The organism is Terriglobales bacterium (genome assembly GCA_035543055.1).
Lineage (GTDB): Bacteria > Acidobacteriota > Terriglobia > Terriglobales > Acidobacteriaceae > JAIQFD01.
The window spans coordinates 1-25,660 of record DATKKJ010000142.1; the positions used below are offsets into that span (position 1 = coordinate 1).

Annotated in this window: 23 protein-coding genes and 2 tRNA genes; 11 read left to right on the plus strand and 14 right to left on the minus strand. The window is 64.1% G+C overall.

Annotation, left to right across the window (positions count from 1 at the left end; genetic code table 11):
* Together VMS96_09765 and VMS96_09770 are read right to left on the minus strand one after the other, a co-directional pair.
* A partial coding sequence (locus tag VMS96_09765; GenBank protein HVP43711.1) for a hypothetical protein occupies positions 1 to 1,020 on the minus strand: 1,020 nt, incomplete at its 3' end.
* Between the two features lie 41 nt (positions 1,021 to 1,061).
* A complete protein-coding gene (locus tag VMS96_09770; protein ID HVP43712.1) occupies positions 1,062 to 3,050 on the minus strand; it encodes an oligopeptide transporter, OPT family in 1,989 nt (662 codons plus the stop codon).
* 328 nt (positions 3,051 to 3,378) lie between these two features.
* Between VMS96_09770 and VMS96_09775 the strand changes: the two genes are divergently transcribed.
* Positions 3,379 to 3,870, plus strand: a complete 492-nt coding sequence (locus VMS96_09775) for a hypothetical protein (GenBank protein HVP43713.1) — start codon at positions 3,379 to 3,381, stop codon at positions 3,868 to 3,870.
* 114 nt (positions 3,871 to 3,984) lie between these two features.
* Complete coding sequence (locus VMS96_09780) at positions 3,985 to 6,303, plus strand: hypothetical protein (GenBank protein HVP43714.1); 2,319 nt, start codon at positions 3,985 to 3,987, stop codon at positions 6,301 to 6,303.
* Here VMS96_09780 and amrB read toward each other — a convergent pair.
* The 5 genes from amrB to VMS96_09805 all read right to left on the minus strand — a co-directional run bounded on the left by amrB (position 6,254) and on the right by VMS96_09805 (position 9,640).
* Entirely contained in the window at positions 6,254 to 7,747 is a 1,494-nt protein-coding gene (gene amrB, locus VMS96_09785) for an AmmeMemoRadiSam system protein B (protein ID HVP43715.1), read from the minus strand. The two genes, VMS96_09780 and amrB, sit on opposite strands and share 50 nt — an antisense overlap.
* A gap of 10 nt (positions 7,748 to 7,757) precedes the next feature.
* The gene (amrS, locus tag VMS96_09790) at positions 7,758 to 8,969 is read right to left on the minus strand and encodes an AmmeMemoRadiSam system radical SAM enzyme (GenBank protein ID HVP43716.1); all 1,212 of its coding nucleotides are present in this window, start codon (positions 8,967 to 8,969) and stop codon (positions 7,758 to 7,760) included.
* A gap of 99 nt (positions 8,970 to 9,068) precedes the next feature.
* Positions 9,069 to 9,254 carry a hypothetical protein gene (locus tag VMS96_09795; GenBank protein ID HVP43717.1) on the minus strand — a complete coding sequence of 62 codons (186 nt, stop codon included), beginning with the start codon at positions 9,252 to 9,254 and terminating at the stop codon, positions 9,069 to 9,071.
* A 210-nt stretch (positions 9,255 to 9,464) separates the two neighbouring features.
* A tRNA-Asp gene (locus VMS96_09800) sits at positions 9,465 to 9,541 on the minus strand.
* A 22-nt stretch (positions 9,542 to 9,563) separates the two neighbouring features.
* A tRNA-Val gene (locus VMS96_09805) sits at positions 9,564 to 9,640 on the minus strand.
* A gap of 169 nt (positions 9,641 to 9,809) precedes the next feature.
* On the opposite strand from VMS96_09805, the gene bshA reads away from it, so the two are divergent.
* Positions 9,810 to 10,946 (plus strand): N-acetyl-alpha-D-glucosaminyl L-malate synthase BshA, encoded by a 1,137-nt coding sequence (gene bshA, locus VMS96_09810; GenBank protein HVP43718.1) that lies wholly within the window; start codon positions 9,810 to 9,812, stop codon positions 10,944 to 10,946.
* Here the strand turns inward: bshA and VMS96_09815 are convergent.
* Positions 10,916 to 12,259: a histidine kinase gene (locus VMS96_09815; protein HVP43719.1), complete on the minus strand. Its 1,344-nt coding sequence runs from the start codon at positions 12,257 to 12,259 to the stop codon at positions 10,916 to 10,918. The two genes, bshA and VMS96_09815, sit on opposite strands and share 31 nt — an antisense overlap.
* Before the next feature lie 88 nt (positions 12,260 to 12,347).
* Here VMS96_09815 and ribA point away from each other — a divergent pair, with 88 nt between their 5' ends.
* A complete protein-coding gene (ribA, locus tag VMS96_09820) occupies positions 12,348 to 12,959 on the plus strand; it encodes a GTP cyclohydrolase II (GenBank protein HVP43720.1) in 612 nt (203 codons plus the stop codon).
* A 78-nt stretch (positions 12,960 to 13,037) separates the two neighbouring features.
* Here the strand turns inward: ribA and VMS96_09825 are convergent, their stop codons facing one another.
* A complete protein-coding gene (locus VMS96_09825; GenBank protein ID HVP43721.1) occupies positions 13,038 to 13,874 on the minus strand; it encodes a DUF2520 domain-containing protein in 837 nt (278 codons plus the stop codon).
* A gap of 82 nt (positions 13,875 to 13,956) precedes the next feature.
* Between VMS96_09825 and VMS96_09830 the strand changes: the two genes are divergently transcribed.
* The 6 genes from VMS96_09830 to VMS96_09855 all read left to right on the plus strand — a co-directional run bounded on the left by VMS96_09830 (position 13,957) and on the right by VMS96_09855 (position 19,786).
* A complete protein-coding gene (locus VMS96_09830) occupies positions 13,957 to 14,508 on the plus strand; it encodes an NUDIX hydrolase (GenBank protein ID HVP43722.1) in 552 nt (183 codons plus the stop codon).
* A gap of 196 nt (positions 14,509 to 14,704) precedes the next feature.
* On the plus strand, positions 14,705 to 14,908 hold the full coding sequence (locus VMS96_09835; protein HVP43723.1) for a cold shock domain-containing protein: 204 nt from the start codon (positions 14,705 to 14,707) through the stop codon (positions 14,906 to 14,908).
* A 134-nt stretch (positions 14,909 to 15,042) separates the two neighbouring features.
* Complete coding sequence (polX, locus tag VMS96_09840; GenBank protein ID HVP43724.1) at positions 15,043 to 16,797, plus strand: DNA polymerase/3'-5' exonuclease PolX; 1,755 nt, start codon at positions 15,043 to 15,045, stop codon at positions 16,795 to 16,797.
* Positions 16,798 to 16,905: 108 nt separating this feature from the next.
* On the plus strand, positions 16,906 to 18,153 hold the full coding sequence (gene egtB / locus VMS96_09845) for an ergothioneine biosynthesis protein EgtB (protein HVP43725.1): 1,248 nt from the start codon (positions 16,906 to 16,908) through the stop codon (positions 18,151 to 18,153).
* Entirely contained in the window at positions 18,150 to 19,115 is a 966-nt protein-coding gene (gene egtD / locus VMS96_09850; protein HVP43726.1) for an L-histidine N(alpha)-methyltransferase, read from the plus strand. The genes egtB and egtD overlap by 4 nt, the downstream gene beginning before the upstream one ends.
* Before the next feature lie 62 nt (positions 19,116 to 19,177).
* The gene (locus VMS96_09855) at positions 19,178 to 19,786 is read left to right on the plus strand and encodes a hypothetical protein (protein HVP43727.1); all 609 of its coding nucleotides are present in this window, start codon (positions 19,178 to 19,180) and stop codon (positions 19,784 to 19,786) included.
* A 3-nt stretch (positions 19,787 to 19,789) separates the two neighbouring features.
* Here the strand turns inward: VMS96_09855 and VMS96_09860 are convergent, their stop codons facing one another.
* The 5 genes from VMS96_09860 to rlmN all read right to left on the minus strand — a co-directional run bounded on the left by VMS96_09860 (position 19,790) and on the right by rlmN (position 23,716).
* The gene (locus tag VMS96_09860; protein ID HVP43728.1) at positions 19,790 to 20,311 is read right to left on the minus strand and encodes a YetF domain-containing protein; all 522 of its coding nucleotides are present in this window, start codon (positions 20,309 to 20,311) and stop codon (positions 19,790 to 19,792) included.
* A 91-nt stretch (positions 20,312 to 20,402) separates the two neighbouring features.
* A complete protein-coding gene (locus VMS96_09865; GenBank protein HVP43729.1) occupies positions 20,403 to 21,224 on the minus strand; it encodes a hypothetical protein in 822 nt (273 codons plus the stop codon).
* Positions 21,225 to 21,292: 68 nt separating this feature from the next.
* Entirely contained in the window at positions 21,293 to 22,108 is an 816-nt protein-coding gene (gene pheA / locus VMS96_09870; protein HVP43730.1) for a prephenate dehydratase, read from the minus strand.
* Between the two features lie 27 nt (positions 22,109 to 22,135).
* Positions 22,136 to 22,597 carry an N-acetyltransferase gene (locus VMS96_09875; protein ID HVP43731.1) on the minus strand — a complete coding sequence of 154 codons (462 nt, stop codon included), beginning with the start codon at positions 22,595 to 22,597 and terminating at the stop codon, positions 22,136 to 22,138.
* 9 nt (positions 22,598 to 22,606) lie between these two features.
* On the minus strand, positions 22,607 to 23,716 hold the full coding sequence (gene rlmN, locus VMS96_09880; protein ID HVP43732.1) for a 23S rRNA (adenine(2503)-C(2))-methyltransferase RlmN: 1,110 nt from the start codon (positions 23,714 to 23,716) through the stop codon (positions 22,607 to 22,609).
* A 68-nt stretch (positions 23,717 to 23,784) separates the two neighbouring features.
* On the opposite strand from rlmN, the gene VMS96_09885 reads away from it, so the two are divergent.
* Positions 23,785 to 25,566: a tetratricopeptide repeat protein gene (locus VMS96_09885; GenBank protein ID HVP43733.1), complete on the plus strand. Its 1,782-nt coding sequence runs from the start codon at positions 23,785 to 23,787 to the stop codon at positions 25,564 to 25,566.
* Positions 25,567 to 25,660 lie beyond the last annotated feature (94 nt).

Here is a 25,660-nt window from a genome sequence, read left to right on the forward strand (position 1 = left end):
GATCTGCAGGTCTTCGTCGGGAAGTTGTTCCACTTCCGTCACCCCGTGAGCGATCAGGATGGCATTGTTCGCGATGCCTTCGAAGAGGGTCGCCGCGCGGGTGTTCATGGTGAGCACCGTGGTCTCGAAACCCGCGAGGCCGCGCACATAGAGGTTCTGCAGATAGGCAAAGGTGGTCACGTGCCCGGGAACCACTTCGTGGCTGACCAGTTGCTGGAACTCGGGGACGGAGATATGCAAGGAAGCGTTGATCTCGTAGGTCGCCTCGTACTTCGGGCTGCCATCGGTGTTCCGCGTCCGGCCGATGTAGTTCATGGAACCGGAAAACCACGCCTCCTTGATGGGCAGGAACTCGATGTTGGCGCGAGGCACGGAATGAAGAGTGTCCGGCAAGAAAGGCAGCAGGTTGCGCGCACTGAGGGCGTCGAATTGCACGATTACCGCCGCGCCCAAGGCCCGCACCGATGCCATCGGCACATAACGCTCCCGGCGCCACGCGTCCACGGCGGCGAGCAGTCCGTCCGGGCCGGCGCACGAGTGTCCGGCGCGACCGAGCAACTCGGAGACGCGCTCGCGCTTGCGCCGCGGGTCCGACGGCTGGGGCGGCCGCCCGGTCGAGGCCAGGACGCATTTCTCGTACGGCACCGCCGGGCCCTTCCCCAGGATCTCCATCGCCAGCTCCCACATCACCTCGATGCAGAGTGCCAGGCCTTGCAAGTAACCGGCGCGCAGTCCTCCGATCCTCGCGGCTTCGCTGCGGATCCCGGCCACCGCGGCAGGGATATCGATCTGCCGCAGGTACTCCTCGATCGCGTTGCGGTCGAGCTCTTTTCCCGACACGCCGCCGGTGGCGCGCAACCGCGCTGCGGCGGGATGGGTGTAGGCAAGCGGTAACGGCTCATCGGAGAACCAGGAATCGGCGATGAAGCGTCCGGTCCCCGAGGCGCACATCACGTCGCCGCCCCAGAGCGTATCAATACCCAGGATCGCGTCGGCTACGAACCGGCCAGCCGGATCCATTCCAGGTCGCTTCTCCACTGCCAGGCCCCTTACTTGCTCCATCATGCTGCCTTCTTTCTATGAAGCGATCCGTACCAGATGTACAGGCACAGCGCCACAAACATTACGACAGAAACGGTCTGGGAGACCGGCTCGGAAGAATAGAAGGGTGTGTGAACCAGGTCCTCGCGATACCAGGGGAACAGGCGCAGGGCCGCCCCCAGCACGCCTCCGAGCGCCCCGCCGGCCATCAGCCCGGAGGCGATAATCACCCCGCGTTCGCGGATGCTCCTGCCTTGCTCCCCGCCCGTACGCTCGGCCCGCTTGTTCAAGAAGTGGGACAGGAAGCCCCCTACCAGCGCGGGCGTATTCAGTTCCAGGGGCAGGTACATGCCGAGAGCGAAGATGAGCGACGGCTGGCCGAGCATCTCCAGCATGACCGCGATCATCGCGCCCACGCCGAAGAGCACGTAGGCCACCGGCTGGCGGCTCATGAAACCTTCAACCAACGCTTTCATGATCGACGCCTGCGGCGATGCCAGTACAGGCCTTAGATCGCCGACCGCTGCCTCTCCGAACTGGAAGGTGCGGGCCAGCATGACGATGGTCAAGCCGGCGGCGATGGCGGCCGCAACTACAGCGGCGAATTTGATCCTTTCCTGCGCCGCCGGCGTTGAGCCCAGCCAATAGCCGGTCTTCAGGTCGGTGATCGCCTGGCCGGAAACCGCCAGCGCCGTGCACACCATCCCCGCCATGGCCATCACGAAGAACATCCCGGTCGTCCCGGAGACCCCGAAGCGCAGCAGGACCACCGCGGAGATGATGATGGTGAGCATGGTCATCCCCGAGACCGGATTGCGGGCGGTGGTCGCAATGGCATTGGCCGCGACGGAGGTGAAGAAGAAGGAGAACACCAGGGTCAAGACCAGCCCTATCCCTACCGCCGTCCAGGAGACCGGCAGATGGCCGAGGAAGGCGGCTACGCCGATGGCGCCGATAACCACGCCGAGGAAGATGGTGACCATGGACATATCGCGGTCGGTGCGCTCCTGCGCCGCCGCCTCGCCGCGGCGGAAGACACGCAGCGCGATCCCGAACGAGCCGGCCACAACACGCAGCGACTTCAGGATGCCGAAGATGCCGGCCGTGGCGATCGCTCCCACTCCGATGAACCGGACGTAGCTGCGGTAGATCTGCACCGCGGTCATCTTCGAGATGGGGATGGAAGCCGGGTACACCGCACTGTCGAGGTGACTGCCCACGAACCAGATCACCGGCACCAGCACGAAATTGGTCAGCAGGCCGCCGGCGCACAGAATCATCGAGCTGCGCAGCCCCATCACATAGCCCAGGCCGAGGATGAATCCAATGGCGTCAAAGCTGAACACCAGCCGGGCACGCTCGTTCAGGCTTCGCATCAACGGGACGAATTGCAGGTCCACGAACTCCTTCCACACCTGGAAGGTGGTGACAAAGAAATCGTAGATGCCGGAGATGAGCGTGGCCTGCAAGAGCAACTTGGCGGGCTCGCCTCCCTTCTCTCCGGTGACCAGGACTTCGGTGATGGCCGTGGCTTCGGGATATGGGAGCTGGCCGTGCATGTCGCGCACGAAATAGCGGCGCAGTGGGATCAAGAACAACACGCCCAGGCAGCCGCCGGCCACGCCGATGAAGATGGTCTGCAGCGGGTGCGGATCGAGCTTCAGGATGTAGAGCGCCGGCAGGGTGAAGATGGCGCCCGCTACCACCGACCCGGCTACGCCGCCGAGGCCGGTGACGATCACGTTCTCCAGAACACTCGAACGCCGCTTGTACAAGCGGGCCAGGCCGATGGTCAGGATGGAGATGGGGATCGCCGACTCCATCACCTGCCCCACCTTCAGCCCGGAGTACGCCGAAGCGACGGTGAAGATCACGCACAGCAGGATGCCCCAGGCGATGGCGCGTCCGGTCAGCTCGGGCAACCGGGCCGTCGCCGGCACCAGCGGCCGGTAAACCTCTCCCGGGTTCAGCGGGAGGTATGCGTTGGCCGGCAGGGACGTCGTTTCCATCTGAGGCAGTGCCGGTTCAGGGGTGGTCTTGGGAGGAGCGGTTGTGGCCAACTGGGAGACCTCCGTACGGCCGAGCAGAGGGTGACTGCGAAGAATAGAGCCCGCCCTCTAGAACTCACAGTGACGCCCGTCACATAGAGCTGGACGGCAGGAGAGCGCGGAAAGCCCCGCCAGTGCGGGTCTTCGAAAATGGTTGCCCGGCGCCCCACACTATTTCTTTGTTTCAGAACGCGAGACTCTCCCCACCGGCGGGTTGGTACGTGCAGAGACGGCTCCGGCCACACGGGCGTCTGGCACGGACCAGGGGATGGGGCTGCAAGGAGGGACCATGAAATGGATGAAGGCTCTGTTGATCGCGTTCACGCTGATCGCGGGGACGGCGGGACTCGCTGCGGCGCAGGAAGGATACCGCGGTTGGCAGGACCGCGACGGCGACCGCGACCGATGGGGGTACCAGGACCGCGATCGGGATGATCGCTGGCACGGTGATGGTGATTACGACCGCGACGACGGCTATTGGGACAATCGGGGCGCTCAGAACCCCTATTACCGAACGGGCATACAGCAGGCCCGGGAAAACGGCTACCAGTGGGGCCTGCGAGACGGGCAGGTCGACCGGCAAGCCGGTCGCTCCTACCGCGCAACCAAGAACGAGACCTACAAGAAAGCCACCATCGGCTACGTAAAAGCCTATGGCGACAAGAATCACTACAAGTCGGTTTTCCGCCGCGCCTACGAGCGCGGTTACGAGCGCGGATATGGCTCTTGGAGATACGGAGGCCCGTACGGGCAGAACCGCGGGTGGCCCTGGGCCCGCTGACCCGCAGGATCTCCCGGCAGCACGCGGCGGCGTGCTGCCATTCTTTTCTTGTGCGGCTATAGTTAAGACGAGCGACGGCGGCCGCGGGCTCCGGCCCTCGCTCCTGGTCGATGCATGGCCGCGCCCACCCAATTCGCGAGCCCCAAACGGCCGCAGGCCCTCGTTGCAACTCTCCTGCTGGCCGGCGCCGCCGGCGTCATCGCGCAGATCGTTCTGCTGCGCGAGCTCCTCTGCCTGTTCGAGGGCAACGAGTTCTCCATCGGCCTGATGCTGGCCATTTGGCTCCTGGCGACGGCAGGCGGCAGCGGCATCCTCGCGCGTCTTCCAGCCACCATCGGTCGGGAACGCCAGATCGTCGCCCTTCTACAGGTGGTTTCCGCCCTCGCCCTTCCCCTCGCCATCGTCCTCATTCGCTCCAGCCGGGTCTGGGCGCCCGCCGTGCCGGGAGAGATGCTCGGCCCGCAGCGTATGTTCCTGACCTCCGTGCTCGCGCTGGGGATCGTTGCTCCGATCTCCGGAATGCTCTTCACCGTGGCGAGTCGCTGGTGGATGCAGGCACAGGGAGCAGCCACCGCTTCCGCCACCAGCTCCGCTTACATGCTCGAGACCCTGGGGGCGGCAGCCGGAGGTTTGCTGACCAGTATCGCGCTGCTTCCTTGGATCTCCAGCTTGCAGATCGCGATGCTGCTGGGGACGGCCGAGGTCCTGCTGGCTTTGTGGATCGTCTCCTCCACGCGGACCGCCCTGGGTGTGTCGTTGCCATTGCTGCTGTGTGCCGGCCTGTTATGGCCTCAGGTGTCGCGCTGGGATGCACGGTCCCTCGCTCTTCAGTGGCCCGGCCTGACGCTGCTGGAGTCCGCAACCTCAAAGTACGGTGCACTCGCGGTCGTCGAGGCAAACGGCGGCCGAAGTTTGGCGCAAAGCGGGGTCATCCTCTTCACCGCGGGCGACGTCGAAGCCGCCGAAGAAGCGGTGCACTTCGCTCTGTTGCAGCATCCGGCGCCGAGGGACGTCCTGCTGGTCGGCGGCGGGGTGAACGGAAGCGCGCTGCAAGTGGTGCGGCATCCCTCGGTCGAGCGCCTGGACTACGTCGAGCTCGACCCGCGCATCCCGGAGATCGCCGAACGGCGCTTCCCTGCCGAGTGGGCGGGCGTCCGGGGCGATCCCCGCATCCATGTCCACCTCCTCGACGGTCGCGCCTTCCTGCGAAGCACCGGCCGCAAGTTCGACGTCATCATCCTGAACCTGCCCGACCCGCGCACCGCCCAGTGGAACCGCTTCTACACCCGCGAGTTCTTCGACGACACCGCGGCCGCACTCAATCCCGGCGGTGTCCTCGGCTTCCAACTCCGGGCCGCCGAGAACTACCTGAACCCCCAGCGGGCCGCGTTCTTTCAGTGTATTCGGCAGACCTTGCGCCAGAGCTTTTCCGAAGTGAGGGTCATCCCCGGAGACACCCTCTACTTCCTGGCATCGAATCAGCGCGGCCGCTTGCAAACCGATCCGGACGTGCTGGAGCAACGGGTCAAGGAACGCCGCCTGAGCATTGCGTACGTCCGCGACTACTTCCTGGCATTTCGTCTGGCCACCGATCGCCAGGCGGACATGGAACGGCTGATCGCGCCTACACCGGCCACTCCGGTCAATCGCGATTTCGCTCCCGTCGCCTACTACCTCGACACCAGCGCCTGGACTACGCACTTCGGACGTTCCTACTCCAGGCTGCTCGATGCATTGTCCCGGTTGGGCTTCCGACCGATCGTGCTGGCCGTCGTGCTCACTGCCGTGATCGCTCTGGGCGTGCTGGCTCTGTTGTCTTCTCCGCTCCGTGCCGTTGCGAGCAGCTCGCTTTGCACGGCCGCCATGGGCATGACCATGCTTGTGCTCGAACTGTTCCTCCTGCTCGGATTTCAGGCCCTGTACGGCTACGTCTTCCACCAACTCGCCATCATCATCGCAGGCTTCATGCTGGGAATGGGCTTGGGGGCATGGCTGGCGCAGCGCCGTCCACCCCCGGGAACGCCGACGCGACCGATGATCCTGATGCAGACTGCTGCCGTCGTCATGCCCTTCCTGCTGTGGGCCGTGCTGGCCGGGCTGGGCAGGCTCCGCGATCCCCGACTCATGGCCGTCGCCGCCCACCTTGGCTTCCCTGTCCTCGCCGCACTGTGCGGTGCGACTGGCGGCCTGCAGTTTCCATGGGCAAGCAGGGTCTTCTTCAGTTCCGGCGGTGCCCGGAACGCGGGCGCGCTCTACGCTCTCGATCTGCTGGGTTCCTGCGCGGGCGCGATCGCCGCGACCCTATTCCTCCTGCCTCTGTTCGGGCTTGGCCGCACAGCGGCGCTGCTGGGAGGGACGAACCTGTGCGTTGCTCTGCTATCTGCTACCGCGGTTGCGGGCGATGCCCGGAGTCGCCGAACACCAGCGCGGTGAAGACAAAGAGGTCGGTCTCGCGGTCTTTCCAAGCATCTGCCGGCAGCCCGGCTTTATGACAGCATTCCTCAAGGAACGTCTGCCGGTCCCACTTCAGCTCCACCGGGACCTGGGGAAGCAGCAGCCCTTCCCTGCTCCCGCGGCGCACCAGCAATCCATGTTCACCCACGCGGACTTCGCGCGGGTCGCGGACTTTGCGGAAGGGTGAAAGCACCGAGATCTCGAACTCCAGGTCATCGAGTTCCGCGGGTGTGACCGCCGGGAAGCGCGGGTCCTGCAAGGCGGCGTAGACGGCCACGTCGCGGACGGTGAGGTACAACGGCTGCTGCGGGACGGTATGGCCGATGCAGCCGCGCAGTTGTCCTCGCTTCTTCAGCGTGACGAAGGCGCCGCGTTCCTCGAGCAGCGCGGCCGAGCGCGGCTCGGGTGGCGCGTAGCGCTTGTGCTCTTTCACCGCCATCGCCACCGCCTGGCGAGCGATGGTGAGCAGCTCCGCCCGGGCCTCCGCGGTAAGGTTGTACGTCTCCCCTGCGTTTGAACGGGTGGACCTGGTGAATGCCACCGCGGCGTACCCCACGACCCGTTGCTTGTCTCCGCTGGTATCCCCGCTGGTCCCATACTTCAGCACCTGGGCGTGGTTGGCGCCGAGTTTCTCGGCGGCGATCATGGTGGCGATGATCGGCCCTCCGCCGCACGCCTCCCACACCCCCGCCCGGAAGTTGCTCGACAGCGCCCGGTAGTCCCAGTGCTCCAGCGCCTGCAGCGCCTTGCCGTCCATGCGCGAGGCTTCCTGCTGCGGGTGGTAGTGCGACAGGTCGGAGCTGGCGATGATGATGGTCTCCGGTCCGGTGATCAGCTGGGCCAGCGCCAGACCCAGCGCCCGCTCCCGGTCGAAATCCTGGTCGCCCATCACCAGTGGCACCAGCGTGAATCTTCCCAGCGCGCGCTGCAGGAAGGGTAGCTCGACCTCAAGCGCGTGCTCACCGCCGCGCTGCCCGATATCGTGACCGCGTCCCGAGATCTGAACCACCGGGGTCGCCTTCGCCAGCTTCCTGATGAACTCTTTGTCGATCGGCACGTCTCCCAGCGGTGTACGGTAGAGATCTCCGTCGTAGGCGGCGACAAAAGGAAAGCTCTCATAATGCGAGGGCGCGATGACCACCACCCGCGACACGTTGCGCCCCTTGAGCTGGGAAAAACTGTAGCCAGCGACCGGCCCGGAGTACGGATATCCAGCGTGCGGCGCGATCAGCGCCACTGGCGGCTCGCTTGCCGCCGTCGGCGCAGCAATCAGGTAACCATCCACCATCGCCGTGAGCGCTTTTGGTTCTGCCGGATAGAAAGTCCCTGCCACCGCGGGTGTGCGGGCCTTCGGCGCATCGGGCGCCGCAGCCACCAGCGTCAGCGCAATGGCCGCCACCACCATCGGCTTCAGCTTTTTCATGGGACCTCCTTCAGCTCTTCCACACGCCTGGGATCGCGCGCTTACAGTTCTTGCAGCTGCCTCTTTCCAAGTTCACCAACTGGGCCGTGAACCCGATGCGCTCGATCAACAGCTTACGGCATCCGGGACAGTAGGTGTTCTCGCCCGCATGTCCCGGGACATTGCCGATGTAGGCGAACTGCAGCCCCTCGGCATCGGCGATGGCCTTGGCGCGCTCCAGCGTCGCCACCGGCGTGGGCGGCAGGTTGGTAAGCAGATAGAGCGGGCGAAAGCGCGTGTAGTGGATGGGGACGTCGGCCCCGACCTCGCGCTTCACCCACTGGGACACTCCGCGAAAGTCGGCATCGCTGTCGTTCAGTGTCGGCACCACCAGGTACACGATCTCCAGCCAGCGCCCGGACTTGCGCACGTTCACGATGCTGTCTAGCACCGGGCGCAGCTCGCCCCGCACCACCTCGTGGTAATACTTCTCGGAAAACGACTTCAGGTCGATCTTGATGGCGTCCACCGCGTCACAGACCGCGCGCAACGGCTCCGGGCGGATGAAGCCGTTCGATACCACCACGCTCTTCAGCTTCGCCTTTCGCCCGGCCTCCGCGGCATCGATCACGTACTCGGAGAAGACCACCGGCTCGCTGTAGGTGTACGCCAGCGCAGCGCAGTCATAACGCTGAGCGTTCTGCACCAGGTCGCCGGGCGGCAGGTACAGGCCGCGCAGTTCCTCCGGACGCGCCTGCGAGATCTCCCAGTTCTGGCAGAACTTGCAATCGACGTTGCAGCCCCCGGTGGCGATGGAGAACGCCATGGCGCCGGGCAGGAAGTGGAAGAACGGCTTCTTTTCGATGGGATCGACGTGCGCGGCCACCACCCGGGAGTGCACCAGCGTGAAGTACTTGCCCTTACGGTTCTCGCGCACCCGGCAATACCCGCGGCCGCCCACGGGCACCTCGCACTGCCGTGGACACAACTGGCAGCGCACCACGTTCCCAGCCAGGCGCTGGTAAAACCGGGCCTCGCGGACGAAGCGGCTGTCGTCAGTGTCCGTGGGTTCAGGCAGGGCAAGCGAACGCTCGCGCAAGGCGCCGGCGAACATCGCCAGGGCGCAGGGGGCGGCTGCCGCCTTCAGGAACGCGCGCCGGTCGAAGGTCACATCGGACAGCCGCTGCCGTGGCAACGCATCCGACCATGCCTGGTCGCGATCCTGGGCGGCTGAGGGCGGCATCGTCCCTCCCACCCCTCTTGCTATCACGAACGGGCCCGGCGCGTCTGTGATGTCTGACAGCGAAAGTGCGCTTCGGCGGAATGAGGCGGGTAAAATCGGTCAGGCTTGCCCGCCGCGCTTGTCGGCGGCGCGGTCGAGCAGGTCCGCGACCAGCACCAGGGCATTGCGCTGCTGCTCGGTGAGTCCCTTGTGCTGGGCGGCGATCTTGCGCAGCAAGCCTGAGTCGCGGGCGGCCAGCGCCGCTTCGATGACGCTCTGGCTGGGCTTGTTGGCGGACTCGGTCACGGCGCCAAATTGTAATCCGAGGGGACGGTGAAAGGAAAAACGGACACGAGAAAAAGCAGCGCCTAACCGACGAGTATGGCGGGGACGACGGACTCGAACTTGAGGCGCTTAGCGGGCGTGAGCGAGGCGCAGCCGAGCGGGAGGCCGCTGCCGAAATCCTGAGCCGCCTTGCCGCGAAGAACCCTACCGAAACCGAACTTGCAGTTAGTATGGCGGGGACGACGGGACTCGAACCCGCGGCCTCTGCCGTGACAGGGCAGCGTTCTAACCAACTGAACTACGTCCCCGCGCCATTGGGTGGGAGCAAACTGGTGGGCAGTGAAGGACTCGAACCTTCGGCCTCCTGCTTGTAAGGCAGGCGCTCTAACCAGCTGAGCTAACCGCCCGGAGAGGGCCTCTCATCCGAGTCAGAATTTCGCTCCACCACCAGTATAAACGTCCTCCAGTCCGGAGTACAGGGGGCGAAACCGGACAGCCAGTGCCTCTTTAGGGGTTTATGAATCCCCTCTCACCCCAGACCATCCAATAACGTCCATCAGTAGAATCGATGCGCCCATGAAGATCGGCATCACTTGTTACCCGACCTACGGCGGCAGTGGCGTGGTGGCCACGGAGTTGGGCATGGAGCTCGCCCAGCGCGGCCATGAGGTGCACTTCATCACCTACTCCCAGCCCTTCCGCCTGCAAGTGGAGATGGAGAACATCCACTTCCACCAAGTGGACGTGTCCATGTACCCATTGTTCGAGTATCCACCTTACGACCTGGCGCTGGCGACGCGCATGGGCGAAGTGGCGGAGATGCACGGCCTCGACCTGCTGCACGTGCACTACGCCATCCCCCATTCGGTGAGCGCGCTGCTGGCCCGCCAGATGCTGGAATCGCGCGGGCAGAAGCTGCCCTTCGTCACCACCCTGCACGGCACCGACATCACCCTGGTGGGCGTGGACCGTTCCTACTGGCCGATCACCAAGTTCTCCATCGAGCACAGCGACGGCGTCACCGCGATCTCCAAGTACTTGCGCGAGAAGACGCAGCAGGTCTTCGAGATCCAGAACAGCATCGAGGTGATCTACAACTTCGTGAACTGCGATCTCTACAAGCGCGATCCCGACGCGGCGCAACGGCGCGCGCAGTACGCCGACGCCGGCGAGCGCATCCTGGTCCATCTCTCGAATTTTCGGCCGGTGAAGCGCCTGCTCGACGTGATCGAGATCTTCGACCGAGTGCAGCAGCAGCTCCCCGCCAAGTTGCTGCTGATGGGCGACGGACCCGACCGGGCCGCGGCTGAGTGGCTGGTGCGGCGCAAGGGCATCCAGGAGCGCGTCTTCTTCCTGGGAAAACAAGAACGCGTGCAGGAGAAGCTCGCGATCTCCGACCTGATGCTCCTGCCCAGCCAACTGGAGTCGTTCGGGCTGGCGGCGCTGGAGGCCATGGCCTGCGAAGTGCCCAGCATCGCGACCCGCGTGGGTGGGGTGCCAGAGGTGATCGAGGACGGGCGCACCGGCTGCCTGGCCGAGGTCGGAGACGTGGACCGCATGGCGCGCTGCGCCCTCGAACTCCTGGCGGACGAGAAGAAGTTGCGCGACATGGGCTACCGGGCGCGGGTCTGGGCGCAGTCGCGCTTCTGCGCCACCAAGATCATTCCCCAATATGAAGCGTTCTACGAGCGGGTGCTGGCGCGCTCCTCGTAGACCCGGCGGGTGGTGTCGTCGATGTCCACCGACTGCACCATGGGTAACGTGATGGAAACCCGCGTGCCCTTCCCGTTGACGCTCTCCACCTGCATCTTCGCATTCTCGCCGTAGAGGACCTTGAGGCGCTCGGCCACGTTGGCCAGGCCGATCCCGCTTCCAGCCGGCGCCGGTCCAGCGCCTTCGACGATGCCGATCCCGTCGTCCTCCACCTGGATGACGAGCGCGCCGTTTTCCAGGCGGCTGCGCAGAGTGATGCTGCCGCCCTCGATCTTGGGCGACAAGCCGTGCTTGATCGAGTTCTCCACCAGCGGCTGCAGCAGCATGCTGGGCATGGCCAGGTCGAGGGTTTCGGGGTCGAGGTCCTTGACCACGCGCAGCTTGTCCCGCCCGAAGCGCACCACCTCGATGTCCAAGTAGTCGTCGATGAACACCAGCTCCTCCCGGAGCTGGTTGAAGGAATCGCCTCTGCGCAGGATGCGTCGCAAGATGTTCGCCAGCTTCACGATCAGCACTCGAGCCATCTCCGGGTCGAAGCGTACCAGCGACGCCACCGAGTTGAGCGTGTTGAACAGGAAGTGGGGATTGATCTGGCTCTGCAGCGCCTCCATGCGGGCCTGCAGCAGAAGCCGCTCCTGCTCCTCCAGCTTCTGCTCGATGCGAGTGTTGTTCCAGATCTTGAGGGGGATGGCGACCGCCGCCACGGTCACGGCGTAGAGGCCGAGCGCGCTGAGCCACCCGGTCGGCTGAATATAGAAGAGCCGCCCGTGGAAGATGCGTCCCGTTTCCAGCTGCAGGAAATGGAGGAGGACGATGTAGAAGAAGAACGAGATCTGCCAGTCCAGGCGGGGACGATCGAGATTGCGCCGGATCCAGCGGTAGATGCTCAGGTCCAGGAACGGGGTGAAAGACCAGACATCTTCCTTGTTGACGGCCAGATCGCGCAGCACGCCGGCGAAGTATCCGGAGACTGCGTAGAAAGGCATGCTCAGGAATTCGCGCTGCAACATCGAGGGCAGGGCGACCAGCACGCCGCCGACCACACCGGCGCCCCGGCCGGCAATCACGCCGATCAAGACGGCGCTCTCCAGCGCCAGGTCGGCAGCGATGAAATTGCGCACGCTCATGCGCACCACCACGCCGAGCGCGAAAGGGACGGCGATGAACAACGCCAGGTGGATGGCCTGGGTGGTGTTGCGGTCCTCGCGGTAGAGCAGCGTCTTGAAGTACTTGGAACGCACCAGGGCGCTGGCCACGGCGGCGGCCACACCCATGCGCACCAGCAGCGAGACCGAGATGAGACGCGGGTCCACGAAGATGTGATTGTACCCGCAGAGTCCGCGGTCCGCATGCTGTGACGCAGGTCACACGGGCTTCCCGAGCTCCCGATATAATGAGGGTGTGGCAGCGTACGAGCTGAACAAGGTCGCGGAAGCCGATCTCCCCACCCGCTGGGGACACTTCCGCATCATGGGTTTTGAGGGCCACGGATCCATCGACCGCCGGACCGAGACCGCGGTCGCCCTGGTCCTGGGCGACATCCGCAAGAAGCCGCCGCTGGTGCGTATCCACTCCCAGTGCCTCACCGGCGACGTTTTCGCATCGCTGCGCTGCGACTGCCGCCAGCAACTCGAGCTCTCCCTGGAAGCCCTCGCCAAGGCCGGCACCGGCGTCCTGGTCTACGAGCAGCAGGAAGGACGCGGCATCGGCCTGATGGCCAAGCTGCAGGCCTATGCCCTTCAGGACCAGGGGATGGACACGGTCGAGGCCAATGAGAAGCTGGGCTTCAAGTCCGACCTGCGCGAGTTCACCCTGCCGGCGGAGGTGCTGAAGGCACTCGGCGTCAAGGAAGTCCGGCTGCTCTCGAACAACCCGGAAAAGGTGAAGGCGCTGGAGCATGCCGGGGTGAAGGTCATCGAGCGCGTCCCTTGTGAGGTCGAGGCCCAGGCGCACTCCAGGAAGTACATGGAAACCAAGAAGAAAAAGATGGGACACTTGCTCACGGCGAAATAACCGCTCTGCGGTAGAGACGCCCGTCAGGGCATCCTTTCTTTTCGTCAGGATTGAGACGCCCTTACGGGCGTCTCTACTTTATCCAAGGATCTTTCGGAGAGACTTCGGGTCTCGGACGGGAAAGTTCCCCACTGCCGAGCGGGCCAAGGCCACGTAGATCGCACGTGCGCCAGGCACTTTTCGCAGCTCCCGCAGGTGGCGGCGGACAGTCCGCAGGTCGGCACGGACGATCGGCCCGGAGAACGCCTTCGCCGCTCCTCCGCGCCAATAATTCTTGAGGGTCTGTCGCAAGATGGGCTCGATCACCTTGGGGACGTGCTTCTTCGCGATGCCGGCGGCTTGCCCGATCCGCTCCGCCATGGCCAGCGTGGCAATCACCAGCGGCGAGGAGAACGAGCCCATGGCGTGGTAGAGCGTCTTCCCGCGGCTGGCGATGGAGAACACCGACCCGCCCAGGTCTTCCGCGATGCGCCGCCCAACCCGCACCGCGGCAGGATCGCCCTCGACGGCGAAAGGCACGCCCGCCAGGGAAGGGGTCGCGCGCTCGACGAAGGTCATCATGGGATGTAGCGAGGCTACGGCGGCGCCCTTCTTGCGCAACGGAGCAAGCTCAGCGCTGCTCAAGGCCCCGCTGGAATGCAGGGCGATCCGCCCGCTCCAGCGCCGTGCCAGCTCCCGCGCCATCCGGCCGATGGCGTCGTCGGTCACGCAGATCCAGAGTACGTCGGAACGCAAGGGCCCGGTCGTCGCGATACGCGCGCCGACTTCCCTCGCCAACGCGCTTCCCCGCCGACGCGATTCCGCGCGCTCCCGTACGACCACGTCGGTGATCCGGTATCCGGCGCGGCGCAGCGCCGGAGCCATGGCTCGCGCCAGGTTCCCGGCGCCAACGATCGCGATCGTAGGCTTGCGCACGGCAGGGAGGATAACAGTCGGCAGTCGCCAGTCGCCAGTCGCCAGTCGCCAGTCGGCATCTGCGCTGCTTTATAGTGAGGGCATGGGCAAAAGGAAAAAAGTGCGGGTGCTTTCCTCTAAGACAGTCTTTCGCGGGCCGGTGTTCTCGGTCACGCTGGATGAGGTCATAGAACCGAACGGCGTCCGGGCGCGCCGCGACACGGTCCGCCATCCGGGCTCGGTGGTGGTCCTGGTGGTGGACGATACGAGGAAGACGCCGCGGGTGCTGCTGTTGCGGCAGTACCGCTACCCTGCGGAGGCCAGCCTATGGGAGCTACCCGCCGGACGCATCGACCGCGGCGAGCGCGAACTGGCGGCGGCCCAGCGCGAGCTCATGGAAGAGACCGGCTTCCGGGCCAAACACTGGAAGCACTTGTTCATGTTCTATTCGTCGCCCGGCTTCCTCGACGAGACCATGGCCATCTACCGAGCGAGTGGGTTGCGTGCGGGCGAAGCCGCGCCCGAGGACGACGAAGTCATCGCCAAGCGCTTCTTCACCCTTCCCCAGGCGGTGGGCATGATCGCCTCCGGGCGGGTGCGCGACGGCAAGACCATCGCCGCGCTGCTGTGGCTGGACCGGCAGCAGCGCCGCTGAAAACCTGCTCCCAGCGCTGGTCTTGGCATATGTACTTTGTCGGCAACACCGCCGCGGAGCTGTTCCCTGGAGTCTATTCCATCCTCGATGCAAGCCGGGCATCACCTGCCTGCTTGAGGCCAATCTAATACAGAGCGTGTAAGCACCGCCGAAGGAGAACCATCGCGACGGTCCGCACGGAGGACAAGTGTCGAGTATGAAAGGTAAGGTCAAGTGGTTTAACAACGCGAAGGGATATGGCTTCATCGGGCGGGACGACGGGCCCGATGTGTTCGTCCACTACAGCGCCATCCAGGGCGAGGGGTACAAGAGCTTGCAGGAAGGCGACGACGTGGAGTTCGAGATCGTGCAAGGTGCAAAAGGCCCCCAGGCGGATAAAGTCACGAAGCTGTCGCCGTAACGCAAGCGATCTGGTGCTTAGGCCCGACGCAAAGCCGGGCCTTTGCCTTTTGGGGTAGAGACGGCCGTCAGGCCGTCTGCTGTGAGGATTGAGACGCCCGTAAGGGCGTCTCTACAATAGAATTTTCCTGTCCCATGCCCACATTCGACAACAGGTACATCGCTAACATCCTCACCGAGACCGCCGACTTGATGGAGGTCAAGAATGAGGACACCTTCCGCATCCGCTCCTATCGCCGGGCGGCGGAGGCCATCGAAGGCCTCCCGCAACAGCTCTCGGAAATCTGGCAGGAGCCGAAGAAGATGCTGGAGATCCCCGGCATCGGCAAGGGCATGGTCGCCAACATCCAGGAGATCTTCAACAACCAGGGCAAGCTGCAGCTGCATCAGGAGCTGCTGGAGAAATACAACCCCAGCATGCTGGAGCTGCTGAAGATCTCGGGGCTGGGTCCGAAGACCATCGCGCTCATCTGGGACGCGTTCCAGGTGTGCGACGTGGACGGGGTCGAGAAGCTGGCGCAGGAAGGCAAGCTGCGCGACCTCCCGCGGCTGAGCGAAAAGAGCGAGCAGAAGATCCTGCGCGCCATCGAGCAATACCGGAAGGTCTCCGGGCGCTTCCACCTGGATGTGGCCGACCAGGTCGCGGAGCAACTCATGGCGCAGCTCAAGGGTTTGCCGGGCGTGGACAAGGTCACGCCCGCCGGCTCGCTGCGGCGAGGACGCGAGACCGTCGGTGACGTCGATCTCCTGGTCACCGGCAAGTGCAGCGAGAACGAGAAACAGCGCGAGAAGGTGGTCGAGAAGATCCTCGAATTCCCGGGCATCATGGAAGTGCTGGCCAAGGGCGAGAACAAGGTCAGCTTCAAGCTGCGCAACGGGATGCAGGTGGACGTGCGCATCCTGCCGCCAGAATCGTTCGGCGCCGCCATGCAGTACTTCACCGGCTCCAAGAACCACAACGTCAGCCTGCGCCAGCGCGCCCTCAAGATGGGCTACACCTTGAACGAATACGGCCTGGCGCGCCTCAAGGACGAGAAGCGGGTCGCCGGCAAGACCGAGGAGGAGATCTACGCCAGGCTCGGCCTCGATTACATCCCGCCGGAGCTGCGCGAGAACTGTGGGGAGATCGAGGCGGCAGAGAAGCACAGCCTGCCGGCGGTCATCGAACTCAGCGACCTCCGCGGCGACGTGCACATGCACACCGTCGAGACCGACGGGCGCAACACCATCGAGGAGATGGCGGAAGCGGCCCGTGCCCGCGGGTACAAGTACATGGCCATCACCGACCACACCAAGAACCTGGCCATGACCAACGGCCTCGACGACCAGCGTGCCGAGCAGCACATCAAGCACATTCGCGAGGCTGCAAGAAAATTCGAGGGCATCAGGGTCCTGGCCGGGGTCGAGGTGGACATCCTGGCGGATGGCGACCTCGACCTATCCGACCCGGTGCTGGAGCAGATGGACCTGGTCATCGCCAGCGTGCACTCCCACTTCAACCAGGAGCCGGCCAAGATGACCGAGCGCATTCTGCGGGCCATCTCCAACAAGAACATCTCGATCCTCGGGCACCCGACAGGCCGGCTCTTGCTGCGCCGCGATGGCTATCGATTCGACATCGAGGCGGTGCTCAACGCCGCGGCGAAGCACAAGGTCGCCATGGAGCTGAATGCCTACCCTGACCGGCTCGACCTCAATGACCATCACCTGCGGATGGCCAAGGAACGCGGCGTCAAGGTCGTCATCAACACCGATTCCCACCACACCTCGCACCTGGAGAAGATCAAGTACGGGGTGCTGCAAGCGCGGCGTGCGTGGCTGACCAAAGACGACGTCCTCAATACCCTGCCCCCAGAGAAGTTCGTGAAAGCCATGAAGCACGCCTGGTGATTCCCTGACCCTTCCCTCCCTGCATCCAACAGAAGAGCTTAGGATTTGCTGCATCTTTGAGCCAGACTGCTGAATCTGGCTTAAGCGGCGAACTCTCAGGGGGTGAGGATGCGTTCCGCGACAGAATCCCTCTCGACGCTGGCGCGAATGTACACGGCGGTGCGCGCCCAGACCGAGCGCCTGGCCGAGCCTTTGACCGCCGAGGACCAAGCGGTGCAGTCCATGCCCGACGCCAGCCCCACCAAGTGGCACCTGGCGCACACCACCTGGTTCTATGAGACCTTCATCCTCGCCGCCATCGTCCCCGGGTACACACACTTCGATCCGCGCTTCACTTTCCTATTCAACTCCTACTACAAGCAGCTCCGGGGACATCCAATCCGCGCCAACCGCGGGCTGATGGCGCGGCCCAACCTGGACGAGGTGCGCGAATACCGCAGCTACGTGGATGCGCAGATGACAGGGCTGCTGGATGGGGCACTTACGCCGGATATGGCGGGCCTCGTCGAGCTTGGTCTCAATCACGAGCAGCAGCACCAGGAACTGATCCTCACCGACATCAAGCACGCGCTCTGGAGCAATCCTCTGCGGCCGGCGTATCTCCCGCTGCGCGACGATCCGCAGCAGAGCGCGGGCGCGATTTCCTGGGCCGGGTTCGGCGAAGGCCTCTACGAGATCGGCCACGGCGGTAACCAGTTCGCGTTTGACAATGAGTCGCCGCGACACAAGGTGTATCTCTACCCGTTCCGCCTTGCTTCCCGGCCGGTGACCAACGGCGAGTACCTGGCATTCATGGCCGACGGCGGCTACCGGCGGCCGGAGCTTTGGCTCTCCGACGGCTGGGACATGGTTGGCGCTAACCAATGGGACTCACCGCTCTACTGGGCCCGCGAGCAGGAGCGCTGGCTTGTTTACACCCTGGGCGGAGTCCGGCCCTTGGGCCTCGAGGAGCCGGTGTCTCACGTCAGCTACTACGAGGCCGACGCCTATGCTCGCTGGGCGGGAAAGCGCCTGCCCACGGAGGCGGAGTGGGAGGTCGCAGCGACGGCTTGCAAGGTCGAGGGAAATCTCCTTGAACGTGAGCGCTACCATCCGGCGGCGACCGCGGGAAGCGACGGCTTGCAGCAGCTCTTCGGCGATGTCTGGGAGTGGACCGCCAGTCCTTACGTTGGATATCCGGGCTACAAACCGCCCGCCGGAGTGCTGGGCGAGTACAACGGCAAATTCATGTGCAACCAGATGGTCCTGCGTGGCGGCTCCTGCGCTACCCCGCGGTCGCACATCCGGGCCACGTACCGCAATTTTTTTCCCCCTGCGGCACGGTGGCAGTTCATGGGGATACGGCTGGCCGAATGATCGCGCGCGAACATCTGCCGCTGCCGGCTATCGCTGCCGAGGTCGCCCAAGGCCTGCGGCGCTCGCCGAAGTCCCTCCCGCCGTGGCTCTTCTATGACCAGCGCGGCTCTGCGCTTTTCGAGGAGATCACCCGCCTTCCGGAGTACTACCTGACGAGGACGGAGCGCTGCATCCTGGAGACGCATGGGGACGAGATCTGCCGCCTGGCGGGAAGCAATCTCACGGTGGTGGAGCTGGGCGCCGGCACGGCGGACAAGACCCGCATTCTCCTGAGACGACTGCTTCGGCGCCAATTGAAGCTGCGCTATGTGCCTGTGGATGTCTCCTTCGCCGCTCTGGAATCGGCCGAGCAGCGCCTCAGGGCCGAACTGCCGGAACTGGACGTCCGTCCCATCGTCGCCGATTACACGATGGATGCTCTCCGTCCCGACGATATTGCCGGACGGAAGCTGGTGCTCTATCTGGGCTCGAGCATCGGTAATTTCGAGCCTGAAGCGGCGAAGAAGCTGCTATCGCATGTGCGCGCCGGACTCCGGCCGGGCGATTGCCTGCTGTTGGGGGCCGACCGGGTGAAGCCCGAGTCCGTGCTGCTGCCGGCCTATGACGATGCACAGGGCGTGACCGAAGCCTTCAACAAGAACATGCTGGCGCGCATCAATCGGGAGCTAGGGGCCGATTTCGAGCTTGCGAATTTTCGGCACATCGCGGAATGGAATGCGCCCGCCTCCCGCATCGAGATCTACCTGGAAAGCGTCTGCCGGCAGTCGGTCCGTATCGGGTTTCTCCAGATGTCGGTCGATTTCCAGGCCGGCGAGCGCCTGCACACCGAGAACAGCTACAAGTACACGGAAGATGCGGTGCGGGAAATGCTAGCGGCAGCGGGCTTCGTGCTGGAACGCACCTTCAGCGATCCCCGGCAATGGTTCGGGGTCCATCTGGCGCGGGTGCCCGGGAAAGGCTGAGCCACGGGTTGACACCCGATCCTCCAGGCCGCAGCATCTCAGGAGACGTTAAGGAGCGCGCGATGCCTGAGAACCCCGCCAAGCCCGCCCCTCCACCCGACGCCGGGCACGTCCCCATCACCGAAGAGTTCGACAGCCCCAAGTGGACGCTCCCCCCGGTGATCCCCATCGTCATCGGCCTGGCCATCGTGCTGGTAGTGATCGGCGTGCTGGTGTTTGGAGCGAAGGCCAAGCCCGGGGGCTCCGGCGGCATCACCGGAGTCTATGCTGTGGACCTGAAGAACCAGCCCGGGGTCCTCGCCATCGTGCAGGTGCACATGAGCAACATCGGCGAGCAACCGATGTGGATCAAGAGCGCCTCGGTGACCATCGAGACCGACCTGGGCAAGTGGACGGACCAGGCTGCGGCCCCCATGGACTTCAAGCGTTACTTTGAGGCCTACCCGGAACTCAAACAATACGAGAAGCCTCCCATCGCCGCCGAAACCAAGATCGCGCCCGGCGGCCAGCTCGACGGCATGATCCTGGTGGGCTACCCTCCGCCGCCCGAGCCCAACGCCACGACTCCTCCCATCAACTTCGGCAAGGAGCAGTTCGACAAGCGCAAGAGCCTGACAGTGGACATCGATCTCTACGACCGTCGCCCGCTGCAGCTCAAGGAGAAGCGCTGACCTTCACTGATGCCGCTGCAGGAAGCGCAAGCGTTTGTGGGGCTGCGCTTCCGGGCGTACATCGTCGTACCTCAGAACGCTGATCGAGCCGTCCACCTCCAGCACCGCCAGAGAGACATCGTTGATATGGGCGATGCCGTGCTCCCGCAGGGCCCGCTCGACCTCGTCGAGGGCGACGTGCTCCCGCGCCATGTGCGCTTCCACCAGCTTCCCGTCATGGATCAGCAGCGTGGGCGAGCCTTGGATGAACTTGCGGAAGCGCCGGTTCACCCCGGAGAGGTCGGCGACCACGTAGTTCATCACCAGCAGGGTGCCGGCGGCGACCACGCCTCCCACCAGCGAGGTGTCCGGCCCGGTCATGGCGTTCTGCACGGCGTTCGACAGCAGCAGCAGGAGGGTCAGGTCAAAGGGCGTCATCTGCCCCACTTCCCTCTTGCCGCTCAGCCGCACGCCGGCCAGCACGAACAGGTAAATGATCCCGGTACGGACCAGGATCTCGATCGCGGTATGCAGGTTGGTAGTCATAGGAGTGGCGAGATTCTAGCCAGAGAAGCACACCGCGCGCGGAAAAAAGAAAAGCGCGGCCGCAAGGGCCGCGCCTGGAGCTTCTCGCTCTTTAGTTCGCCTTGGCCGCCGCCGCCGCTTTCGGGGTCGAAAGATATCCTGTGACCTTGTCCTTCTCCACCGTGAACACCACCAGCTCGTAGAGCTGCCGGTCGCGCCCGGTGTAAAACTGCAGCGGCTCGGCGACGGTGCGGTCCTTCTTCTCGATGGTCTTGTCGTCGGCCAGCACATTGAGCGTGAACTTGCTCTTCTTGGGGTCGGTCTTCTTGAGTTCCAGGCTGATGGTGGAGACCGGCTGTCTCTGTTTCTTGGCGAGGGTGAACTCGAAGTAATTGCGGTCTCCACGGTGCTTCAGGTACTCGAGTTCCTCGCGGGTGTGGGCGATCAGGCCGCTCTGCTGGCCCAGGTCGCCGATGGTGCGCTCCAGCTTGGCCTTGGTCGCCTCCAGATCGGCCTTGGTGGAGGTCAGGTCGGTCTTCACTCCCCCGACGTCCGACTTCACGCCGGCGACCTGTCCTGATACTTCGCCGATCTGCTCCTTTTGCTGCTTGGCCAGCCGGGCTTCAGCCGCTTGCTGCGCCCGCTGCAGTTGCTTGGTCTTTTCTTCCAGCTGCTGCTCGGTCATGCCGGCTTTATCGGCTACCGCGCCCAGCGACGCCTTCATCGCTGCGCTCGACTGGGTCAGCTTCTTCTCCAGCTCCTGCTGGGCGGCGGCGGTGGCGCCCTGCTTCTCTTCCAGCGTGCCGATGCGTCCGCGCATGTCGAACATCAGGTAGAGAGAGAACAGAATGTAGACGCCGGCCAGGGCGAGCAATACGTACTTGATGGTCTGGTTTTCGCCCCCGGACACGGGAGCAGCATCTTGATCGGACATGAAGCCTCGCAGAGATTGAGAGTAGTTGCTGACCTATTGTTCCAGCAGAGCGGGACGGGAGTCAACGTTCAGCGGAAATGGGCGGCGCGGTAGATGCCGAGCACTCTCACGAAGTTCGAGATCTCGCCCAGGTGGCGGAGCGCGTTGCGCGCGGCTTCGTCGTCCCCACGCATGAAATCCACGAAGAAAACGTACTCCCAGGGCCGGCCGCGCACCGGCCGCGACTGGATGCGGCTGAGCGAGATGTCGCGCAGGGCAAAGACGCTCAGCGCTTTGAACAGCGCCCCTGCGATGTTCTTGACCGAGAAAGCGATGGTGGTCTTGTCAGCGGTGCGCTCACGCCGGCGCGAGCGTTTCAGCAGGAAGAAGCGGGTGAAGTTCCTCTTGTCGTCCTCGATGCCTCGGCGCAGGATACGGGCGCGATACACGGTCGCGGCCTCCCGTCCGGCGATGGCCGCCGCGTCGCGCAGTCGATTCTGGACCACGTGTTTTACGCTTCCCGCCGTGTCGTAGAACGGCACCGCCTCCAGGTACCGGTTCCGCTTGAAGAACTCCCGGCATTGCGCCAGCGCCACCGGATGCGAGAACACGCGCCGCACGTCCCGCAGCTTGGCGCCCGGCGCGGCTATCAGGTTGTGTTCGATGCGCAGCAGGAACTCGCGCTCGATCCAGAATCCATGGGCCAGCAGAAGGTCGAAGTGTTCCGCGACCGCCCCGGCCAGCGAGTTCTCGATGGGGATCAGGGAGCGCCCGGCGCGCCCCGAGGCCAGCGCCTCGAAGACGTCGGCCGAAGTGGCGCAGGGCACGACGCCCGCTCCCGGCAGCATGCGTCGGACCGCCTGGTGGCTGAAAGAGCCGAGCTCTCCCTGGATGGCGACTCGCATCGGAGCACCCATCGTACGCGGGGTGTGTCACCGCCCGCCAGTCTCTGCTCTCGGCAATGGCTTTCCCATCAGCAGTGCGTCCACGCTGTCCAAGTAATAGCGCGGGATGGTCTTCACCACGGAATATCCGTGCCGTTTGTAGAAGCGGATGGCGGTCGCGTTGTCCACCGCCACCTCGAGCACTATGGCGCCGCAGCCGCCGGCGCGCAGACGCTGTTCGGCCGCCAGAAGCAACTCCGAGCCGCAACCCCTCCTTCGTGCGCGTTTCTGGACATCGATGGTGATGATGTGTCCCGTCCGCCGCCGCGAGCTCTCCGCCACCAGGAACGCCGCAATGCCGCGACCATCCTCCTTGACCAGGGTGAACGCTCCGCGCCGCCGCATGTACTGGTGCAATTCCGGCTGCGAATACGAGATCCCTTCCGCGAAGCATTCCTGGTCGATGCTCCAAAGGGTCTCGAAATCATCAGGGGTCGCGTCGCGAATCATGGACTCGGCCTACGCCACCGTTTGTTTTAGCTGCCCGCAGGCGGCATAGATGTCGCGTCCGCGCGGCCGCCGGATGAAGGCCGGGATCCCCGCCTTGATCAGCACCTGCTGGAAGGCATGGACGCGCTGCTCCGCCGGCGTCGAGAACGGGATGCCGGGCCCGGGGTTCAACGCGATCAGGTTCACTTTGGCCTTGATGCCTTGCACCAGGTCCGCTACTTCCTGGGCGTTCTCGACCGAGTCGTTCACCCCGTCCAGCAGCACATACTCAAAGGTCAGCCGTTCCCGCTCGCGCAAGGGGAACTCGCGGGCGGCTGCCATCAGCTTCGCCAAGTCCCACTTGCGGTTGATGGGCATGATCCGCGCACGGATCTCATCATTGGAGCCATTCAGCGAGATGGCCAGCTTGGGGCGTACCGATTCCTTGCCGAGGTCATGGATGCGCGGCACGATCCCGGAAGTCGACACCGTCATCCGCTGGGGCGAGATGCCGACGCCCTCGGCCAGCAAGCGTACCGCCCGCATGAAGGCGTCGTAGTTCAGGAACGGTTCGCCCTGCCCCATGAAGACCAGGTTGATGCGCCGGCGTTCCAGATCGACCTGCCGGTCCCTGAGTACGGCCAGAACCTGCCCGACGATCTCGCCCGCGGTGAGGTTGCGTTTGACGCCCAGCAGTGCGGTCAGGCAGAAGCGGCAATCCACGGCGCAACCGATCTGGCTGGAGACGCAGATAGTGGCGCGACACGAACGGTCGTCCGGCGCTTCCAGTTCCGCGGCCGCTTCGCTTCCGTCCCCGGCCTCGCCGTCGTCCCCCTCCGGCATCCACACCGTCTCCACCGATTGCCCGTCGGAGAACGCGATCAAGTACCGGATGGTACCGTCCACCGACTGAAAGCGCTTCTCGATGCGCGGCTGCCCGACCCCGTAGCCATCCTCCGCCAGCCGCTGCCGCAGCTCTTGTGGCAGCGTTGTGATCTCTTCGAGGCCCGTCACCCGCTGCTTGTAAACAGCATCGAACAGCTGGCGGCCCCGGTAAGCGGGCTGGCCAAATTCCTCCGCGATCTCGCTAAGTTCCCGGAGAGTCAACCCTAAGAGTTCGATGTGCCCCACCTGGTGCATAGATCACTGTGCAGTGATTGTATCCGCGGCATTACGCAGCCGCCATTAACTGGCCATGCAATAATGCCATGATGACCGGCGCGGCTCGGCAGCAGCCCCAAGCATCACAACCTCCATCCAAGAACGGCTCTGTTCCCTTCTGGGAGAGGCGCGGCGCGCTGGAAGTCATTCTGCTGTGCGTCTCTGTCGTGGCGTTCATCTCCACCCTGTCCTTTGATTTTGTTTATGACGATCGGGTCCAGGTGCTGGACAACCCCTTCATCCAGTCCTGGCGATACTTCTTCCACGATTTCACGTCCCATGTATGGGCACAGACTCATAAGCCGGCGGTCTACTACCGGCCCGTGTTTCTCTCCTGGTTGCGCTTGAACTATCTCGCCTTCGGGCCGCACGCCTGGGGGTGGCACTTCGCCGTGGTGCTGATCCACGCTTTAGCCACCGTGCTGGTTTTTCGACTGGCACTACGCCTGTTGCAGAGCCGCTGGCAAGCAGCGATCGCCGGCCTGTTTTTCGCCATACATCCCATCCACGTTGAGAACGTAGCCTGGGTCTCCGGCGCGGTGGATCCCCTGATGTCAGTATTCTTCGTCGGATCCTTCTTGGGCTACTTGAATTGGCGACAACGTGGATCTCTGCCATGGATGGTCGGTTCTCTGTTCTTGGCATTCCTGGCCATGCTGACCAAAGAATCGGGCATTACGCTGCCTGCGGTTGTATTGGCCTACGCCTGGATCTTCTCCGCCGCACAGCAGGCTGGCCGGACGTCGGTTGCCACCCGCCTTCGCGAGACTGCGACTCAAGCGCTACCGTTCGCGCTGGTAGCTTTGGCATATTGGACGCTGCGCCAGGAAGTGTTGCAAACGCAGCCGCCGATTCACACCACCTACACGACGATTCTCCTGACCCTGCCTGGGCTCCTCCTCTTCTACTTGCGGCTGCTGGTTTGGCCCGTCGGCCTGTGCCTGTTTTATGACCGTCAATATGTGCAACACATGAGCCTTAGTGGGTTTGTGCTCCCGCTGTCGGTGCTTGCGCTGCTTGCCGCTCTCTTGCTCCTTTCCTTCCGGCGGGATGCTCAAAGGAAAGAAGCCGCTTTCGGTTTTGCATTCGCCCTGCTGACCCTGTCCCCGGCACTTTGGGTCCGTTGGTTTCCGCCTGACGACTTCGTCCATGATCGATACCTGTACCTGCCGTTCGCCGGTTTCGCCCTGCTGTTCGCGATTGCTCTGGTAAAGCTGCGCGGGAGATCGGCGCCGGGCTGGATCGGTCCACCGCGCCAGGTCCTGGTGGCATTCGTGGTCGCAGTAGCATTGCTCATAAGCTGCGGGCTGACGCAGCTGCACTGGACCAATGATCTGTTGCTGTGGTCTCACTGTTTCAAGACTGCGCGACATAACCAACGGGTCCTTAACAATCTTGCTTCCTCACTGGGCGAACGCGGAGAGTACCAGAGAGCCGTGCCGTTGTTCTTGGAAGTCCTGGCCCAAGATCCGTCGAGCGCCGACGCCCAAGGTAACCTCGGCTATACCTACTATCGGATGGACCAGCTGCCTCAAGCAGAGAAGCACTTGAGCCAAGCCATCCAATTGGATCCCCTCGATTCGCATTCACTGCTTTATCTGGGATTCACTCTCTACAAGCTCGGATCGCTGGAGCGTGCACAATCCAACTTGTCGCGGGCTATCGTTCTGGACCCCCAGGCTCAGGGTGCACATCTGGCACTTTCTCTGGTACTTGAGCAACGAGGGGATTTGGCAGGTGCGCTCCGCGAAGCCGAGGCCGAACTCGCCTACCATCCTGACGAGCAACTGGTACGGGAGCGGCTCAAACACTTGCGTGACGCCAAGTAAGAGGGGCGGGTAAGGCAGGACCTTCCTCGACCTCCGGCACACTCGGCTAATTTTCGGCTAATTTATTGAACCGTAAGGCCTAATAGTTCTTTGT